This is a genomic window from Nonomuraea sp. NPDC049309, from assembly GCF_043196965.1.
Lineage (GTDB): Bacteria > Actinomycetota > Actinomycetes > Streptosporangiales > Streptosporangiaceae > Nonomuraea > Nonomuraea fastidiosa.
In genome coordinates this window covers 667,230-684,325 of the sequence record NZ_JBICSH010000001.1, presented here as the reverse complement: position 1 = coordinate 684,325, position 17,096 = coordinate 667,230, and the positions used below count along the sequence as shown (strand labels likewise).

Annotated in this window: 16 protein-coding genes; 8 read left to right on the top strand and 8 right to left on the bottom strand. The window is 72.4% G+C overall.

All coding sequences use genetic code 11. The features are described 5' to 3' along the window. Window positions 1-28: 28 nt before the first annotated feature. From ACGFIM_RS03275 to ACGFIM_RS03265, 3 genes are read right to left on the bottom strand one after another with little or no spacing between them, the layout of a single operon-like run. Complete coding sequence (locus ACGFIM_RS03275; RefSeq protein ID WP_393193800.1) at window positions 29-808, bottom strand: SRPBCC domain-containing protein; 780 nt, start codon at window positions 806-808, stop codon at window positions 29-31. Beyond that, window positions 805-1,116, bottom strand: coding sequence for an ArsR/SmtB family transcription factor (locus tag ACGFIM_RS03270; protein ID WP_393193797.1), 312 nt, complete (start codon window positions 1,114-1,116; stop codon window positions 805-807). Before ACGFIM_RS03270 ends, ACGFIM_RS03275 begins: the two co-directional genes overlap by 4 nt. Before the next feature lie 44 nt (window positions 1,117-1,160). Further along, on the bottom strand, window positions 1,161-1,919 hold the full coding sequence (locus tag ACGFIM_RS03265) for a MerR family transcriptional regulator (protein WP_393193794.1): 759 nt from the start codon (window positions 1,917-1,919) through the stop codon (window positions 1,161-1,163). Window positions 1,920-1,976: 57 nt separating this feature from the next. Here ACGFIM_RS03265 and ACGFIM_RS03260 point away from each other — a divergent pair, with 57 nt between their 5' ends. The 3 genes from ACGFIM_RS03260 to ACGFIM_RS03250 all read left to right on the top strand — a co-directional run bounded on the left by ACGFIM_RS03260 (window position 1,977) and on the right by ACGFIM_RS03250 (window position 5,241). Further along, window positions 1,977-2,759, top strand: a complete 783-nt coding sequence (locus ACGFIM_RS03260; RefSeq protein ID WP_393193792.1) for a MerR family transcriptional regulator — start codon at window positions 1,977-1,979, stop codon at window positions 2,757-2,759. Window positions 2,760-2,862: 103 nt separating this feature from the next. Further along, on the top strand, window positions 2,863-3,390 hold the full coding sequence (locus ACGFIM_RS03255; protein ID WP_393193789.1) for an ATP-binding protein: 528 nt from the start codon (window positions 2,863-2,865) through the stop codon (window positions 3,388-3,390). 1,596 nt (window positions 3,391-4,986) lie between these two features. Next, the gene (locus ACGFIM_RS03250) at window positions 4,987-5,241 is read left to right on the top strand and encodes a helix-turn-helix domain-containing protein (protein ID WP_393193786.1); all 255 of its coding nucleotides are present in this window, start codon (window positions 4,987-4,989) and stop codon (window positions 5,239-5,241) included. 336 nt (window positions 5,242-5,577) lie between these two features. Here the strand turns inward: ACGFIM_RS03250 and ACGFIM_RS03245 are convergent, their stop codons facing one another. After that, window positions 5,578-6,267: a TetR/AcrR family transcriptional regulator gene (locus ACGFIM_RS03245; protein WP_393193783.1), complete on the bottom strand. Its 690-nt coding sequence runs from the start codon at window positions 6,265-6,267 to the stop codon at window positions 5,578-5,580. 54 nt (window positions 6,268-6,321) lie between these two features. Here ACGFIM_RS03245 and ACGFIM_RS03240 point away from each other — a divergent pair, with 54 nt between their 5' ends. After that, the gene (locus ACGFIM_RS03240; protein ID WP_393193780.1) at window positions 6,322-7,473 is read left to right on the top strand and encodes an FAD-dependent oxidoreductase; all 1,152 of its coding nucleotides are present in this window, start codon (window positions 6,322-6,324) and stop codon (window positions 7,471-7,473) included. A gap of 12 nt (window positions 7,474-7,485) precedes the next feature. On the opposite strand, the gene ACGFIM_RS03235 is transcribed toward ACGFIM_RS03240, so the two are convergent. The 3 genes from ACGFIM_RS03235 to ACGFIM_RS03225 form a co-directional block, all read right to left on the bottom strand. Beyond that, a complete protein-coding gene (locus ACGFIM_RS03235) occupies window positions 7,486-8,535 on the bottom strand; it encodes a tyrosine-type recombinase/integrase (RefSeq protein ID WP_393193777.1) in 1,050 nt (349 codons plus the stop codon). A gap of 115 nt (window positions 8,536-8,650) precedes the next feature. Then, window positions 8,651-10,162, bottom strand: coding sequence for a UDP-N-acetylglucosamine 1-carboxyvinyltransferase (locus ACGFIM_RS03230; RefSeq protein WP_364051380.1), 1,512 nt, complete (start codon window positions 10,160-10,162; stop codon window positions 8,651-8,653). 34 nt (window positions 10,163-10,196) lie between these two features. Further along, window positions 10,197-11,900: an enoyl-CoA hydratase-related protein gene (locus ACGFIM_RS03225; protein ID WP_393193774.1), complete on the bottom strand. Its 1,704-nt coding sequence runs from the start codon at window positions 11,898-11,900 to the stop codon at window positions 10,197-10,199. A 607-nt stretch (window positions 11,901-12,507) separates the two neighbouring features. Here ACGFIM_RS03225 and ACGFIM_RS03220 point away from each other — a divergent pair. The 4 genes from ACGFIM_RS03220 (at window position 12,508) to ACGFIM_RS03205 (ending at window position 15,167) form a co-directional block, all read left to right on the top strand. Next, window positions 12,508-12,885, top strand: coding sequence for a hypothetical protein (locus ACGFIM_RS03220; protein ID WP_393193771.1), 378 nt, complete (start codon window positions 12,508-12,510; stop codon window positions 12,883-12,885). Between the two features lie 89 nt (window positions 12,886-12,974). Next, window positions 12,975-13,559, top strand: a complete 585-nt coding sequence (locus tag ACGFIM_RS03215) for an NAD(P)/FAD-dependent oxidoreductase (RefSeq protein WP_393193768.1) — start codon at window positions 12,975-12,977, stop codon at window positions 13,557-13,559. Window positions 13,560-13,812: 253 nt separating this feature from the next. Next, on the top strand, window positions 13,813-14,181 hold the full coding sequence (locus ACGFIM_RS03210; protein ID WP_393193765.1) for a hypothetical protein: 369 nt from the start codon (window positions 13,813-13,815) through the stop codon (window positions 14,179-14,181). A gap of 89 nt (window positions 14,182-14,270) precedes the next feature. Next, on the top strand, window positions 14,271-15,167 hold the full coding sequence (locus tag ACGFIM_RS03205) for an RNA polymerase sigma-70 factor (RefSeq protein WP_393193762.1): 897 nt from the start codon (window positions 14,271-14,273) through the stop codon (window positions 15,165-15,167). Between the two features lie 855 nt (window positions 15,168-16,022). On the opposite strand, the gene ACGFIM_RS03200 is transcribed toward ACGFIM_RS03205, so the two are convergent. Further along, window positions 16,023-16,277, bottom strand: coding sequence for a hypothetical protein (locus tag ACGFIM_RS03200; protein WP_393193759.1), 255 nt, complete (start codon window positions 16,275-16,277; stop codon window positions 16,023-16,025). Between the last annotated feature and the right edge of the window lie 819 nt (window positions 16,278-17,096).

Below are 17,096 nucleotides of genomic sequence, written 5' to 3'. Positions count from 1 at the left end.
CCCCTGAACCCACAAAGAAGAACCGCAGCTAGAGGAGGGAGGCGGCCAGCTCCTCCACGTGGACGCGCCAGGCGTCCAGGGTGGCGGTCTGCCCGTCGTGGGTGAGGATCAGCCGCGCGCCGTGCCCGGTGCCCGGGCCGAGCTCCCAGCGCACCGTGGTGCCGCCGGCGTCGTACTCCAGCAGCGTGCCGGCCTCGACGCGGCTGACGGTGCCGGCGGGTGCGGCGGGCCCGGTGAACGGGGCCGGCGGCGCCGCGCCGACGACGGCGTCAGGGCCGCCGAGCAGCCGCCAGACGTCGGCGGCGGGGCGGGTGAGCCGGCGTTCGACGCGCACACCGGTGCCGGTGACGGTGGCCGAGGGCAGGCCGAGGACGGCCATGTGGTCCTCGTGCAGGCGGGCGGTGTCGCCGGTGCCGGTGAACGGGCGTTCGTCGAGGTGGGCGAGCAGGGCGGCCAGGCAGGTGTGCCAGCCGGCGGCGAAGCCGGCGGCGCCGTGGCGGTCGGTGAAGGTGTGGGTGAAGGTCGGCAGGGTGCCGCCCTCGCCGTCGGGGGTGAGCTCCCAGCGCAGCAGGCCGGTGTCCCAGGTGTGGGCGAAGACGTGCGGCGGGTCGTTCTCGGTGATGCGGCCGTCGGCGCCGAAGCCGTAGGTGGTGCGGTCGCCGTCGATGCCGGCCTCGGCGGGGAACCGGGCCGCCATGTGCTCGGGGCTGGTGATGGCCCGCCAGACCTTCTCGATCGGGTGGGGCAGGCGGCGCTGCAGGCGCAAGGTGGTGCGGCCGTCGGCGTGCAGGGTGACCCTCTCGTTCACGGAGTGTCGTCCTCCATGGTGTCCAGGTGGTGTCCGAGGCGGTCGAGGGTGTCGTTCCACCGGCGGCGGTAGGGGGTGATCCAGGCGTCGATCTCGGCCAGGGGGCGGGGGTCGAGCTCGTACCAGCGGCGCTGGGCGTCCTTGCGGACGGTGACCAGGCCGGCGCGGCGCAGGGCGGCCAGGTGCTTGCTGGTGGCGGGCTGGGTGAGGCCGAGCAGGCGGGTGAGCTCGCCGACCTGGTGGGGGCGCTGCAGCAGGAGGTCGAGGATGCGCCGGCGGGTGGGTTCGGCGACGACGTCGAACGGCATGCCCGCGAATATACCGAGCCGGTTATATGCCCGCAAGGGCATGTTCAGGGGTGGCGGCGGGCGTTCGCGTGGATCGCGGTCCGGAAGTAGGCGGCAAGGCCGGGGGCGAGGGCGTCGAAGACGGCCACGAAGCGGGGGTCGCAGGCGTACAGGTCGCCCAGGCAGCGGTGCATCTGGTGATCGCAGGGGTAGAACCAGCGGTCGATGTGCGCGCGGTGCCGCTCGGCGATGTCCGTCACCGGCGGCGAGTCGGCGGGCAGGCCTGAGGTGCAGGCGGCGGCCAGCTCGTCGTTGATGGCCTGGGCCTCCTTGCCCAGCAGCAGCCAGTCCTGCTTGGTGTAGGAGGCGATGCGCCGCCGGCTCTCGGCGTACTGGGGCGTGTGGCCCCAGCGGCGCTCGACCTCGGCGTCGTGGTCTTCGGGCCGCAGCGACCCGAAGACCTCCAGGCGTTCCTCGGCCGTCAGGGAGATGCCGGTGGCGCGGGCGTTGATGGCGCGCTCGACGGCGGCGATGACCTGGCCGAGCCGCTCGGCCTTGCGGGTGAGCAGCTCGTGCTGGCGGCGCAGGTGGTCGAGGTGGTCGGCGCCGGGACGGTCGAGGATGGCGGCGATCTCCTCCAGCGGGAAGCCGAGCTCGCGATACAGCAGGATCTGCTGCAGGCGGGTGATGTCGTCGTCGCTGTAGCGGCGGTATCCGGCGGGGGTGCGCTCGCGGGGCGACAGCAGGCCGATCTCGTCGTAGTGGTGCAGGGTCCGTACGGTGACGCCGGCCAGCCGGGCGACCTGGCCCACGGTGAAGCTCATGCCCTCCACCTTGCCGCCTGGGAGCGGATGTGGTCGAACCGGGCCATGCTGGTGGGCGTGGATGAGGAGTTGCTGCCGATCGGGCGGTTCGCCCGGCTGGGCCGGTTGAGCGTCAAGCAGCTGCGGCGCTACGACGAGCTGGGGCTGCTGCGGCCGGCGTATGTGGATCAGGAGACCGGCTACCGCTACTACCGGGCCTCGCAGGCGCGCCAGGCGCTGTCGATCGGGCTGCTGCGGTCGCTGGATGTGCCGCTGGCGGTGGTCGGGCAGGTGCTGGCCGGGTCGGCGCAGGCGCTGGAGGGGGTGCGCCGGCAGCTGGAGGAGGAGCTGGCGCGGCGGCGCCGGACCCTCGGGGTCTTGGAACGGGTGATGGCCGAGGGCCTGCCGGAGATCGCCGTGCGCGTGGTGGAGGAGGAGCCGCTGCGCGTGGTGCTGGAGCGCGAGCCGGCGGCGGGCATGGAGGACGTGGGCCGGGCCACCTCGGCGGCGGTGGCGCGGCTGCTGGCCGGGCATGCGGCGGGCGGGCCGGTGCGGCTGGTCGGGTTGTTCCCGCTGGATGTGGCCGAGGCGATGCAGGTGGAGGTCGGGCTGGCCGTGGAGGAGGGGCGGGCCGGGTCGGTGGTGCTGCCGGGCGGGCGGTTCGCCTGCGCCACCCATGTGGGGGCGTATGAGCAGATGTCGCTGACCGTGCACGGGTTGCTGGCCTGGTGCGCCGAGCGGGGGAAGGAGGTGCGCGGGCCGGTGCGGGAGGTGTATGTGTCGGACCCGGCGGTGACGGCTCCGGGGGAGCTGGTGACCGAGGTGCTGGTGCCGCTGGAGGACGGCACCCCCACCAGGTAATAGATGCCCGTATGGATGCTTATGGGCGCTTTTTGGGCAGGCTCAGGGAGGTGGGGGAACGCCCCCGCGACAAGCGGGAAGGGAAAAGCGAGGGACGGTGATCATGACTCATCATCGGCCGCCCCGCCCGCCGGCCCAGGCCGCGTTCCTGGTGGCCCCGCAGACCCCGGTCGGCGCGGCCACCAGCGGCGGCCGGCGGACGCGGGGCGGCCCGAGCCCCGACGGCCCCGCCGGCGCGGGCGGCGCCCTGTCGGCCGTGTGGACGCTGCCGGCGCTGCCGGCCTCGGTGCCGCAGGCACGCCACCTGCTGCGCAACGCGCTCACCGGCTGGGGCATGCGCCCCAGCGCCGAAGCCGAGCTGCTGGCCGACGAACTGGTGACCAACGCCGTGCGGCACGGCCGCGGCCCCGTACGCCTGCAGATCCGCCTGCGCCGCTCCGGCGAACGGCTGCTGCTGCGTTGCGAGGTCGGCGACCGCGGCAGCGGCATGCCCCAGCTGCGGCCCGCCGGCATCGAAGACGAAGGCGGGCGCGGCCTGGCCCTGGTGGCCGGGCTGTCGCGCGCCTGGGGCTGCGCCCGTACCCGCAGCGGCAAGGTCGTCTGGTTCGACATGCCCGTGGAGCCCGGCTGACCACCCGGCGGCCCCGCGTCAAGCACGGGCCGCGCGGCCGCCATGACATGGTCAAATCCTTCCCGCGCGCCCGCCGCCCGCTCGCCCGGCCCACCTGGCGGGACTTAGCCTGAAGGCGACGGCGAGCAGGCGCCCTCCTGCGACTTTTCGAGGCACCATGACAGCGGCGACGACGCACACCTTCAGCCGACGCCCCGGCGGCGCGCCCCAGGCGCCCGCCGCCACCCGCCGCGCGCCCGCCCCGATCCGGCCATACGCGTACATGCCTACAATGCGAGCCACATCCCCCCAGCCGGCCGCGCCCGCCGCCATGCGGGCACCCACCGCCTTGAGAGCAGGTGCCGCTTTGAGGGCAGGTGCCGCCTTGGAGGTGCCCGCCGTCCTGGGGGCGCCCGGCGTCGTGACGACGCCCGGTGCCGTCCGGAGCGGCCGCGCCGCCGCGACGCCGGAGGCGCGCATCGGCAAAGGCCGCCAAGGCCCGAAGGCGCACGCCGGCGGAGGCCGGAGAGGCCGGGCGGGCCGCACGCGGCCCGCCTCACCGGGGCCGTACTCCGGAGCCGTGCGGCCCGCCCCGGCGGTGTGGCGCAGGCGAGCACCGCTTCGCTCACCGGCCGGATTCCGCACCGCCGGGCCGGCCATGCGACCGTACCCGCCCGCCCAAGGCCCGCAGCCGGGCCGGACGGGCGCCGAACGACGGGAGTTACGCCCTATGCCGAGCACACGCCCCGTGGCCGCCGCCACGCGCCCGGGCCGCGCCTTGCGGACGGCCGATCCCAGACGTCCAGGCCGCGCACGGCAGGCGGCCGACGCCCGGCGCCGCCCCGCCCTGCGTCGCCCCGCCGGGCAGGTACGCGCCGACATGCGCGGACCGGGCGGAGGCCGCACCACAGCCCAGGTCCGAGCACAGGTCCATGCACGCCCGCGCCCCGCACTCGCGCGGCCCGTCATCCTGCGCCGGATCGGATGCGCCGCCGCGCGAGCGGCGCAGACCTTATCGCCGCACGCCGGCGGCCCAGGCGCGACCGCCCGCCCGGGAGCGGGAGCCGTCGCACCGGCCCCCGCCCACCGCGCCTGCGATCCCGCACGCCGCCCGGACCTCGCCGCCGCCCGCACCGGCCACGCCACGGGCCGGGCCGAGCGCGGTCACCAGGCGGCCGCGATCTTCGAGCACGGGTTATTACCCGGCGCCCCGGACCGCCGCCTCCAGCCACAGCGCCGGTTCCGCAGTGGCACACCAACGCTTCTGACGCCGGACGACGAGAAGCAAGGGGCGACGCGCCGGGCCGAGCGCCTGTCAGCCGGTGGACCGATTCGTGCCGATCGCCTGCCATCCGGTGCAGGCCGGCAGCGGGTGCCGCTGTGAGAGCCGCCTGTCGGGCACGCGGCGGACGCCGGCGGCGCCGTGGACGGCAACCGTTCGACCGCCCAGGCCGACCGTCTCGGCCAGGTCTCCGTCACCTCAGGGCCGCCGGGCGTCTCGCCTTCCCCATGGGCGAGATGCCGGGGAACGGTGACGGTGCCGATTCGTCCCGCATGCGCCGTCACGCCCGGGCACCGGACCGGTATTTGTATCCCAGGGGGTATAGAGTGGAGGTCATGGTGCGACCTCCGCTGACCCCCGAAGAGCGGCTGCGCGGCGAGCAACTCGGTCATGTGCTGCGCCAGGCGCGCGGCGACCGCAGCATCGTCGAGGTCGCCGCCGCCGCGGGCATGTCAGCCGAGACCCTGCGCAAGATCGAGACCGGCCGCATCGCCACGCCCGCGTTCTTCACCATCGCGGCCCTGGCCGACGTGCTCGGCATCTCGCTCGACCAGCTCGCCACCCGCTCCACCCCGGCTCCCGCACCCTGACACCCCGCCCCAAAAGGTGCCGGTCGGCGCCGGCGTGTCCCTGCTCCGGTGGCACCGAGGAGCAGGAAGCGGGGTGGTGGCGCGCACTCCACGACGCAGGCCGCCGCGGGCTCGCCGCCTTCCGGGCGACATGGGACTACGTCTCCGAACGCCTCGGCATGCTCAGGGCAGGCCGCGGATGAACCTCCGGGATCGGCTCACCGGCAGCGACGTCACCCGGCAGCGGCGGGCCTTCGAGACCCGCGCCGCCGCGCTCGCATCGGCGATTGCCCCGCCGCCTGACGGCCGCCACGGCCAGGTCGCCGTGGTCGGGCCGGCACGGTCAGGCCGGCACGGTCAGGCCGGTGGGTCCAGGTGGGCGGCCACGCCGTCCAGCACCCACTCCAGGCCCGCGGTGAACGCCGTCTCGGCATCGACGTCCGGCCCCTCGCCGACGAACCGCGACAGCGCCGGGAAGCGGCCCGTGGCCAGCATCGAGGTGAGGTACGGGCCGTGGGCGTGCTGCCAGTCGCGCTCGGACAGGCCGGTGGCGCGCTCGGCCCGCAGGTGCGCGACCTCCCGCCGGATCGCGCCGGTGCAGTAGTCGTTGACCACCTCCACCGCCCGTACCACGGTCTCCAGGTCGGCCGCGCCGTCCAGCGCCGACAGCAGCGCCTCCATCACCGCCAACGCGTTCGGCCCCAGCGCGGTGCGGCCGCCGAGCAGGTCGGCGAGCCACTGGTGCCGCAGTGCGCACGCGCGGGTGCGGTGGGCGTGCCCGCGCAGCGCCTCGCGCCAGCCGTCCGCCGGGCCGGCGGGCAGCAGCTCGGCCTTGACCTCGTCGGCCATGAGGTCGAACAGCTCTTCCTTGGTGGCGATGAAGCCGTACAGGCGCATGGGGCCGGCCTGGAGCCGGGCGGCCACCTTGCGCAGCGACACCGCCTCCAGCCCGCCCTCGTCGGCCAGCTCGATCGCGGCGGCGACGATGCGCTCCCGGTCCAGCGGCGCGGGGCGGGCGGGCGGTTCTGGCCGGTCCCACACAGTCATGCCCGACATCGTACAGTTGCGATACACCGTATCGGCTCGATACGGTGTATCGGCATGAGACAGCGTATCGCCGTGGTGGGCGCCGGCCCCGCCGGCCTCACCTTCGCCCGCGTCCTGCACCGCCACGGCCACCCCGTCACCGTCCTCGAACGCGACACCGCACCCCACGCCCGCCCCCAAGGCGGCACCCTCGACCTCCACGACAACCTCGGCCAGGCCGCCCTCGCCAAGGCCGGCCTGCTCGCCGCGTTCACCCGCCTGTCCCGCCCCGAAGGACAGGCCATGCGCATCCTCGGCACCGACGGCACCGTCCTGCGCGACTGGAGGCCCCGCCCCGGCGAACGCGCCAACCCCGAGATCGACCGCGGCCGGCTCCGCGACCTGCTCCTCGGCCCCCTCGACGTCCACTGGGGCACCACCGTCACTGCGGCAGAGCCCACCGCGGACGGCGTAGAGGTCCGCTACGCCGACGGCCGCACCGCCACCTTCGACCTCGTCATCGGCGCCGACGGCGCCTGGTCCCGCATCCGCCCCGCCCTGTCGAAGGCCACCCCGCACTACACCGGCATCACCTGCCTGGAGACCGGCATCGACGACATCGACACCCGCCACCCCGAGCTGGCCAGCCTCATCGGCGACGGCTCCCTGGCCGTCTACGGCCCCAACCGCGCCCTGGTCGCCCAGCGCAACAGCGGCGGCCACGTCAAGGTCTACGCCCAGTTCCGCGCACCCCTCGACTGGCACACCGACCCCGAACGCCACCTCGGCCTCACCGGACATCCCGGCGTCGACCTCGACGACCCGCACGCCGTCCAGGCCTTCCTCGAGGCCCTGTTCGACGGCTGGGCGCCTTTCCTGCTCGACCTGCCGCGCCAGGGCACCGCCTTCCACCACCGCCCCCTGTACGTGCTGCCCCCCGACCACACCTGGACCCACACGCCCGGCCTGACCCTCATCGGCGACGCCGCCCACCTCATGCCGCCCCTCGGCGTCGGCGCCAACCTCGCCATGCTCGAAGGCGCCGAACTCGCCGAAGCCCTCGCCGCCGCCGGCGACCACCTCGACGAGGCCGTCCGCGCCTTCGAGCAGACGATGTGGCAGCGGGCCCGGAGATTCGCCGCGATGACGATGGCCGGGCTGCAGCGCCTGGTCAGCCCCGACCCCGCCCAGGCCATCGCCCTGTTCGACGAGCTCCAGCCCGCCTGACGCCCCGCCGCATCAGCCCGAACGCTCCCGCAGCAGGGGATGGGCACGCATCGCCACCTCCAGCTCCCCGGGCAGGTCATCGCGGTAACGCCCCAGCGTGGACAGGTCGCCGTGCCCCAGCACCCGCCGCACCGCGTCCATGTCCACCGCGTCCGCCAGCAGATGCGTCGCCGTCGTGTGCCGCAGCCCGTGCGGGGTGACCGAGCGCCGCTGATCGGCCGGCACCCGCGCCTGCACCCGGTCGATCACCGCCTGCACATCACCCCGCGCCAGCCGCCGCCCCCGCCACGACAGCAGCAACGCCTTGTCGTCCTCGGCATCGGCGGGACGGCCCCGCTCCAGATACGCCTGCAGCACCGCCGCCACATCATCGGGCAGCGGCACATCACGCGTGCGGCCGCCCTTGCCGAAGATCCGCCAATAGCGCACCCCGTCGTTGGTGTAGAAGTCCTCGACGTTCGCCCGCACCAGCTCCGACACCCGCGGCCCCACCGTCGCCAGCAGCAGCACGATCACCGCGTCCCGCAGCTCGGTGCGCTGATCGCGCCGCCTGCCCCGCTCCGGCGCGGCCTCGGTCAGCGCCCGCGCCGCCTTGATCAGGCCCTGCGCCTGCTCGCGGGTCAGCGCCCGCCGCTGCGGCGGCAGCCCGCCCCGCTCCCTGGCCGTCACGCTGGAACGCGTCATCGGGTTGATCTGCACCCACCCGGCCAGCGCCGCATGCTTGAACAACGCCGAGATCGACCGGCGGAAACGCGCCTGCGACGACGGCGACTGCCCCGACGGGCGCTGCCGGTCGCCGCTCCTGCGCCCGTCGGGGCGGCGCGCGAAGGCCAGCAGGATCGCATCGACGTCCTCACCCGTCAGATCGTCCAGCACCACATCAGGACCGGCCAGCTCCACCAGCGTGGCCACGTCACGGGCATAGACCTCGGCCGTGGACGGCGACAGCGCCCCCGTCAGCGTCCTGGCGCGCACCAGCTCCACATAACGGTCCGCCGCCTCGGCCACCGTCACCCGATCCAGCTCCGCAGGCCGCACCGGCACCCCTCCCATCACGCGCATCGGGCAAGATCCACGCAACGACGGTAGCGGCCGCCACCGACAAACCCGCACCCCCGCGACACAAGCGAGCGCCGGCCCCCCCACGACAGGGAACCGGCGCCGACGTGAACAGGGGTCAGATGTCGCGGAAAGTCTCGATCCGCGCGCCCAGCGCGTTCAGCCGCTCGGCCAGATCCTCATACCCCCGGTTGATCACATACACGTTCCGCAGCACCGACGTGCCCTCGGCCGCCATCATCGCCAGCAGCACCACCACCGCCGGCCGCAAAGCAGGCGGGCACATCATCTCCGCGCTGCGCCAGCGCGTCGGACCCTCCACCAGCACCCGGTGCGGATCCAGCAGCTTCACCGACGCCCCCAGCCGGGTCAGCTCCGTCAGATAGATCGCCCGGTTGTCGTAGACCCAGTCGTGGATGAGCGTCTGCCCCTGCGCCGAGGCCGCGATCGCCGCGAAGAACGGCACGTTGTCGATGTTCAGCCCCGGGAACGGCATCGGATGGATCTTGTCGATGGGGGAGACCAGCTTCGACGGCCGCACCGTCAGATCCACCAGCCGGGTCCGGCCGTTGGCGGCCGCGTACTCGCCGCCCCGGTCGTGATCCAGCCCCATCTCCTCCAGCACCGCCAGCTCGATCTCCAGGAACTCCACCGGCACCCGGCAGATCGTCAGCTCCGACGATGTCACCACCGCCGCCGCCAGCAGGCTCATCGCCTCCACCGGATCCTCCGACGGCGAGTAGTCGACGTCCCGCTCGATGTCGGGCACGCCGTGCACCGTCAGCGTCGTGGTGCCGATGCCCTCCACCCGCACGCCCAGCTGCTCCAGGAAGAAGCACAGATCCTGGACCATGTAGTTGGAGGAGGCGTTGCGGATCACCGTCACCCCGTCATGGCGGGCCGCGGCCAGCAGCGCGTTCTCCGTCACCGTGTCGCCCCGCTCGGTCAGCACGATCGGCCGCGACGGCGACACGCCGCGATCCACCCTGGCGTGGTAGAACCCCCCGGTGGCGGTGATGTCCAGCCCGAAGTGCTTCAGCGCCGACATGTGCGGCTGCACCGTACGGGTGCCCAGGTCACAGCCGCCGGCGTACGGGATCTGGAACTGATCCGTGCGATGCATCAGCGGACCCAGGAACATGATCACGCTGCGGGTGCGGCGCGCCGCCTCGGTGTCCATCGACTCCAGCTCCAGCCGGGACGGCGGCACGATCTCCAGGTCGCTGCCCTCGTTGATCCAGCGCGCCCGCACCCCGATCGAGGCCAGCACCTCCAGGATGCGGTACACCTCCTCGATCCGCGCCACCTTCCGCAGGATCGTCCGGCCGGAGTTGAGCAGCGACGCGCACAGCAGCGCCACGCACGCGTTCTTCGACGTCTTGACGTCGATGCTGCCCGACAACCGGCGGCCGCCCACCACCCGCAGATGCATCGGCCCGGCATAGCCGAGCGAGACGATCTCGCTGTCGAGCGCCTCACCGATCCGGGCGATCATCTCAAGACTGATGTTCTGATTTCCACGCTCGATCCGGTTCACCGCGCTCTGGCTCGTCGCCAGCGCATCGGCCAGCTGCAGCTGCGTCCAACCGCGATGCTGGCGAGCGTCCCGGATCAGCCGGCCGATCCGCACAAGGTAATCATCTGCCACAACAGCAGACCATATCTCACATATGAGATGTACCTTCGCTCCAGGGTGCCGACGCGCCGGACACCTCCCGAAGACGCGCCAGATGCTCCGGCGTCGCCTGCGGCTTCAGCTTGTGCACGAACGCATGCCGCGCCCGCCGGAACCCGCTGCGATCGTCGAACATGTCCCGGCTCATCTCCGCCAGCTCCTCGGCCCGGTAGGCATCCAGCGGCTTGCGCCGCTCATCGGCCTCCCGCGCCTGCCGCCGCGCCGCCAGGAACCGCTCATAGTTCGGATCGGCCGCAAGCCGCTCGGCGTACTCCAGCACCCGCCGCTCGAAATCCAGCCGCGGCCCCGCCAGCGCCTTGTCGGCCAGCCCGACCTCCACCGCCTCCGCGGCGCCGATCGGCAACGCCTCCTGCGTCAGCCGCCGCGCCACATCCGCGCCCACCCGGCGCGGCAGCGAGTACGTCCAGTACTCGCTGCCGAACAGCCCCATCGTCCGGTAATGCGGGTTCAGCACCACCGAATCCCGGATGATCACCCGGTCGGCGCCCAGCCCCATCATCACCCCGCCCGCACCGGCGTTCCCGCCGATCGACGTCACCACCAGCTGGCTGGTGCACCCCACGATCTCCCGGCACACGGCGTTGATGGCGTTGATGTTCATCCACGCCTCCAGCTCCGGCTGCCGCGCCGCCTCGATCACGTTCAGATGGATGCCGTTGGAGAACACCTCACCACCGCGCACCACCAGCACCCGCGTGTCCTGGCTGACGGCATACCGCAGCGCCGAGGCCAGCCTCCGGCACTGCTCGGTCGACATCGCCCCGTTGTAGAAGTCGAAGCTCACCACGCCCACGCCCTCGCTGCGGTCGTAGGTGATCTCGCTGTAGCCCGACCGCTGCGGCACCCCGGCCACCGCATCGCCCAGCGCCATCGTGGCCGGCAGCTTGATGCCGCCCTCCCGCTCGACCTTCACATGGCCCACCCACAGCGTGCCGTCACCGGTGTGCACCAGCACCGCGCCCTCACGCCGGCCGGCCACCGTACCGGGCGTGCCCACCAGCTCGGGACCCCGGTAGACGTCGAACACCCGCACCGGCAGATCGCACAGCACCGACCGGCCGCCCGGCGCGCCGTCGGCCGCCCGCACCCGCCGCAGGATGGCCTCGGTCGGCTCGCTCCAGGAGAACTCCCGGTCGGCGTGCCGCATCGGCCGCCGCAGCCGGCCCTTCACCTCCGGGTTGCGATAGTCCAGCGGCACCGGCACGAACGCCGGGTCGGCCGCCTTGCGGGCCACTTCGGCCACCAGCTCGACCGCCGCGTCCGCCACCGGCCCGTTGTACAGCGCCGACTTGCGCGGCGGCTCCGACGGCATCGGGAACGTCCGGTACGCCCAGATCGGGCCGGCGTCCATCTCCTCCACCGCCTGCAGCGCCGTCACCCCCCACTCGGGCTCGGCGTCGGTGATCGCCCAGTCCAGCGAGGACGGGCCGCGGTCCCCGGGAGGCCCCGGGTGGATGATCACCGTACGGCGGGTGCGCCACAGCGCGTCCGGCACCCGCTCCTTCAGGAACGGGCAGATGATCAGATCGGGCTTGTGCAGCTCGGCCGCCTCCGTCATCTGCTCCGGTGAGATCGCCAGCTCCACGCCGACGTCATGCCCGGAGCGACGCAGCTCCAGCCAGGCTCGCTGGGTCAGGCCGTTGAAGGAGGAACAGAGCAGCAAGATACGCAACGCGGGAACTTCTTTCCGAACAGGGGAGCAGCGGTCACCAGGGCGGGACTTACCGGGCGGGCGGCGCGTCGCCGCACGTGTCACAACCCTTTACGGCAGTCCCATATGACCCATACATGCTCAAGATGCTGACATGAAATTTCCACTGCTGGTGACCAAACCCGACAAAAACCCTGGTCGGAGGTCCAAGATTGACCCGCTTTGCCAGGAAGACCCCACCCGGTCACCGCACCACCCGCCGCACACCCCCCGGGCGGGACCCCTCACGCCCACCTCACACCCCGCCACGCCCGACGAGACCGAAAACCTCCCGGGGGACGGGGCGCCCGAGCGGGGGAGAGGCCCGAGCGCCCCCGGCGATGACAGTCCGCCCATGCAGGACACATCACCACACCACCAGCATCCCGCCCCACCCCCCACCAGCAGGTCACGCCCACGACAGAATCCGCCGACAGCCCCTTGACCCAACCCCGCCCCACCACGATCCAAACCCCCCACCCCACCCCGACTTCCCGCACCCCCAAAACCCCTTGAACCACCCTTCACCCCGCCCACACCCGCACACCCGCCCCCGCACCCCATCCTGAACGAAACGAAAGGACCCGCCATGCACACCACCCGGACCACAGCGCGCACCGCCTGGACCACCGCCGCCCTCGCCCTCACCGCCGCCTGCACCACCACCCCATCCGCACCCTCCGACACCCACCCGCCACCGGCCGCCGCCCGCACCACCGACTGCGGACGCACCCCCACCGGCGTCCACATCACCGCCGACCTGCCCTCCGCACCCCCCGCCACCGCCTGCACCACCGCACGCCACGTCGCCGACGCCTACCAGCGCAACCACCCCGCCCCAGGCGACGACCTGCCCAACTTCACCATCAACGTCGACGGCGCCACCTGGGCATGCCGCCGGCTCGACCACCCCCGCCCCCACGGCCGCTGCCTGCACCCCGACGGCGGCGACGTCACCCTCACCTGACCACGCACACCAAGTGATCCGCCTCACACCCTGTCACAGAGCCCGATCCGGCGGTGTCTTCACGCCGACACCGACGAGAAGGGCATCCTGTGACCAAGAACATCACCGTGGTCGTGATCGGCGGCGGATACGCGGGCGTTCTCGCCGCAAACCGGCTGACCCAGCGCGACGACACATCCGTGACCCTCATCAACGCCCGCCCGCACTTCGTCGAACGCATCCGCCTCCACCAGCTCATCGCCGGATCCCACGACGCCACCACCGCCTACCACAACGTCCTGGCCGACGACGTCCAGCTCACCATCGACACCGTCACCCGCATCAACCCGGCCGACCGCAACGTGACCACGGCGACCGGCACCACCATCGGCTACGACTACCTCATCTACGCAGTGGGCAGCGGCAGCGCCGACCCCAGCGTGCCCGGAGCGGCCGAACACGCCCACCCCATCGCCACCCTCGAACAGGCACAGCGACTTCGTTCGATCCTCGACACCACCCCCGCCACAGCCACGGTGACGGTCGTGGGAGCAGGCCCTACCGGCATCGAGACCGCCGCCGAGCTCGCGGAGGCAGGCCGCACCGTCACCCTGATATGCGGCCACATCCTCGGCCGTACCTGCACCCACGAGGCCGGCGCTCGGTCGCCAAACGGCTCTCCACACTCGGCGTGACCGTCATCCAAGGCCCCGGCACCCAGGTGACCGCGGTCGAACACGACACGGTCCACCTCGGCGACGGACGCGAACTCCCGAGCACGGTGACCTCTGGACCACCGGATTCGGTGTCCCCGGCCTGGCCGCCCGCAGCGGACTCAGCGTCGACGCCCTGGGCCGCCTGCTCACCGACGAAACACTGACCGGCGTCGACGACGCACGCATCGTCGCCGCCGGGGACGCGGCCGCACCATCGAACCTGCCCCTACGGATGAGCTGCCAATCCGCCACCAGAATCGGAGCACACGCCGCCGACACCGTGCTCCGCCGCATCACAGGCGACCAGCCCGCACCGCTCAACCTCGGATTCTTCGGCCAATGCATCAGCCTGGGACGCCGCGCCGGCATCTTCCAGTTCGCCCACCGAGACGACACCGCCACCCCCTTCCACATCAGCGGCCGCCTCGGCGCCACGCTCAAAGAACTCGTCTGCCGCAGCACCCTCACACACCTGGCGGAGGAGGCCCGCAAGCCCGGCTCGCTCACCTGGGTCAAGGACGACAAACGCCGGCAGCTGCTGCGGACCAGAACCCACCAGACCGTCCAGCCGGGCATGCACCGACGCCCCGGCCGGCCATGAGCGGACCCCACCGCACGGACACATCCCGCAGATGCATGCTTGAAACCCACCTCCGGCCAGAACCCGGCCACGGAGAAAAGGACCAGCACGTGCACGACCACACCGCTGACACCGCGACCGAACTCTTCGTGGCCCACCGCAACCTGCTGTTCACCGTCGCCTACGAAATCCTCGGCTCGGCCGCCGACGCCGAAGACGTCCTGCAGGAAACCTGGCTACGGTGGATCAAGATCGACCTGCGGCAAGTGCACGACCAACGCGCCTACCTGGTCCGCATCACCACCCGCCAATCACTCAACCGGCTGCGCAGCATGAAGCGCCGCAAAGAGACCTACATCGGCCCCTGGCTGCCCGAACCCCTGCTCACCACCCCGGACGTCGCCGCCGACACCGAACTCGCCGAAAGCATGTCCAGGGCGCTCATGCTCGTGCTCGAAACACTCACACCGACCGAGCGCGCCGTCTTCGTGCTGCGCGAAGTCTTCGACATCGGCTACGACGACATCGCCGCCGCGATCGGCAAGAGCCCCGCCGCCGCCCGCCAGATCGCCCACCGCGCCCGCCGCCACGTCGAAGCCCGCCGCCCCCGCACCAGAACCTCCCCCCGCCAGACCCGCGCGGCCCTGGAGGCGTTCCAGCACGCCATCCAAACCACAGACCCACAGAAACTCCTGAACGTGCTCGCCCCCGAGGTCACCCTCATCAGCGACGGCGGCGGCCTCGAACAAGCGGCCCTACGCCCGATCACCGGCGCCGGCAAAGTGGCCCGCATGTTCCTCGGCGGCCTCGGCAAGGTCGACGGAACACTCACCGGCGAGCCCACCGTCATCAACGGCAACCCCGCGCTCCTCGTCCGCCTCGACGGCGACATCGACGGCGTCCTGGCGGTCCGCGTCGAAGACACCCGCATCACCGGCCTGTACTACGTACGCAACCCCGACAAACTCACCCACCTCACGAGCCACACCCCGCTCACCCTGCGCTGAACACCCGCCGCACCACCACCCGCCGAGGCCCGCCCGCAGCCTCACCAAGAAACCTCATGCACGCCACCAGCAACTACGCCGGCCGCCGAACACTGATCTCGTCGGCTTCGGCATCGCCGAAATCGCCACAGCACTACGGCTGCGGCAGATCGGCCGGACACCCGACCATCGCAGCCCGCACGTGCACAGGCGTGAGGACGCAGTGGCGCGGATCGGCGGGATGAGAGCGCCATCGGCGTGGTGAAGCCGGGGGAGAGCGCCATCGGCGGCGGCATAGCTGACCTGCGGATTCAGTGTCTCGCGCGCCGGTCGCCGTGCTCGGAGGAGTGCCACTTGGTGATCTTGAAACTGCCAGGCTCCGGCGTCGAGGCCTCCAGGGGAGCGGGGCGAACGGCGTCCTCGAGATGGAGGGGTGCCGTGCCGCGCCGGGATAGGGGAGGGGGCTGATGCGGGGTGGCCGAGCCGGCCGGCAGTGAAGCCCTGCCACCGCCTTTCCCGGTGCCAGGGCAGTCGGCTTCACTTCCGCCGGTATGCCGCTGCCGTCGGTTTCCGTCCGTTCACATCCGCCGCACGTCGTGCCCTCCGAAATCAACCTGAACGGGCACGAAAAGCGTTATACCAGACAGAACCTGCATTCTGTCTGGTATCGGAAACGAAGTGGTAAAAAGCGTGCCGGGGGCGGGGCCGTCCAAGAGTCTGGCCACGTCGTGCCGACCAGGGGCCGACGTCGGCCCGACCGCGCACTCACGCGGGCGGCTCGATGCCGAGCTCTCGCCGGCGCCGCTAGAGGGCTGCGGGCCTGCAGGGCACCGGCGCCGAGGGGTGTCAGGCGGCGGGAACTTGGGGTTGAGAGGCTCACAGGCGGTTGACGAAACGTGCCGCGGTGCGCTGGCTCATGCCGGTCTCGCCGCGTACGAGGAAGACGGCCTCGCGGATCTGCCCGAGCGCCTTCAGTTCCCGGGCCCGATCGACGAGGTCGATGCTGATCGTCGGCCGGTTGCGCGGGTTCCTGGTGAGCCGTACGGCGAAGATGATGAGCCAGATGGCCGCGGCGGTGATCACCGCGGTGATCGCGACGAGGCCGGGTGCGGAGACTGCTAAGGCGGGCATGCTGGGGCGCCTGCCCGTGCGGAATGCCTTTAGTCGCGGGCGTTCCCGGTTGCTTGATAATGAACATTATGTCAAGTAGACGGTTCCCGGGGCGCGGCGGAGAGCGGTGGCCACTGCCCCCTTATGCGGTACACCACCTCGCCGCCGGCGGCGCCGCGCTGGATGCGGAGGTGGATGGCCCGGCGAGATCGGCGGGGCGGGCCTGCGTGTCCCGTGCGGCGCGGGCGTCCTGAGCGGCCGTCGCGGCACGGACGCCGGCGTGGCTGTCGATCGTTTCGTCAACGAGCGGCGGGCTGCCTGGCCGCGGCGTCGAAGCCGAAGGCGAGCGCGGCCAGGCAGTCCGCCACTTGCCTCGGTCTTCGTCTTCGATGCCGGGCGGGCCGCAGCTGGGGTATGCCGCTCTTCCGTGTCCGCTCCCCCGGGTGACGCCTGCTCCGGCCCGGTGAGCGCGTGCCTCTGTCGGGTATCGGAGTCGAAGCGGTGAGACGGCTCGGCCGGGTGTGGGGCCGCTGCATTCGCCTCGGGTGCTGGTGGAGAGCCGACGTCTCCTCCACAGCGCCTCCAGCGCAGCGTCGACGGCACCGGGCGCTCACCGCTGAGGCCGAGTGGGCGGCGGGCCGTCATCGCCGGGGGTGCTTGGGCCTCTCCCCTGCTCGGGCGTCCCGCCCCCGGGACCGTTTTCGGTTCTCGTCGGGTGTGTGGCGGGTGTGAGGCGGCCCGGTGGGCTTGAGGGGTCTTGCCGGGTGGCCGGTGGTTGTGTGAGCGGCGGCGAGGTCTGGTTAACGGGGCGAATTCCGAGGTCGCTGTTGCTCCGTCGGT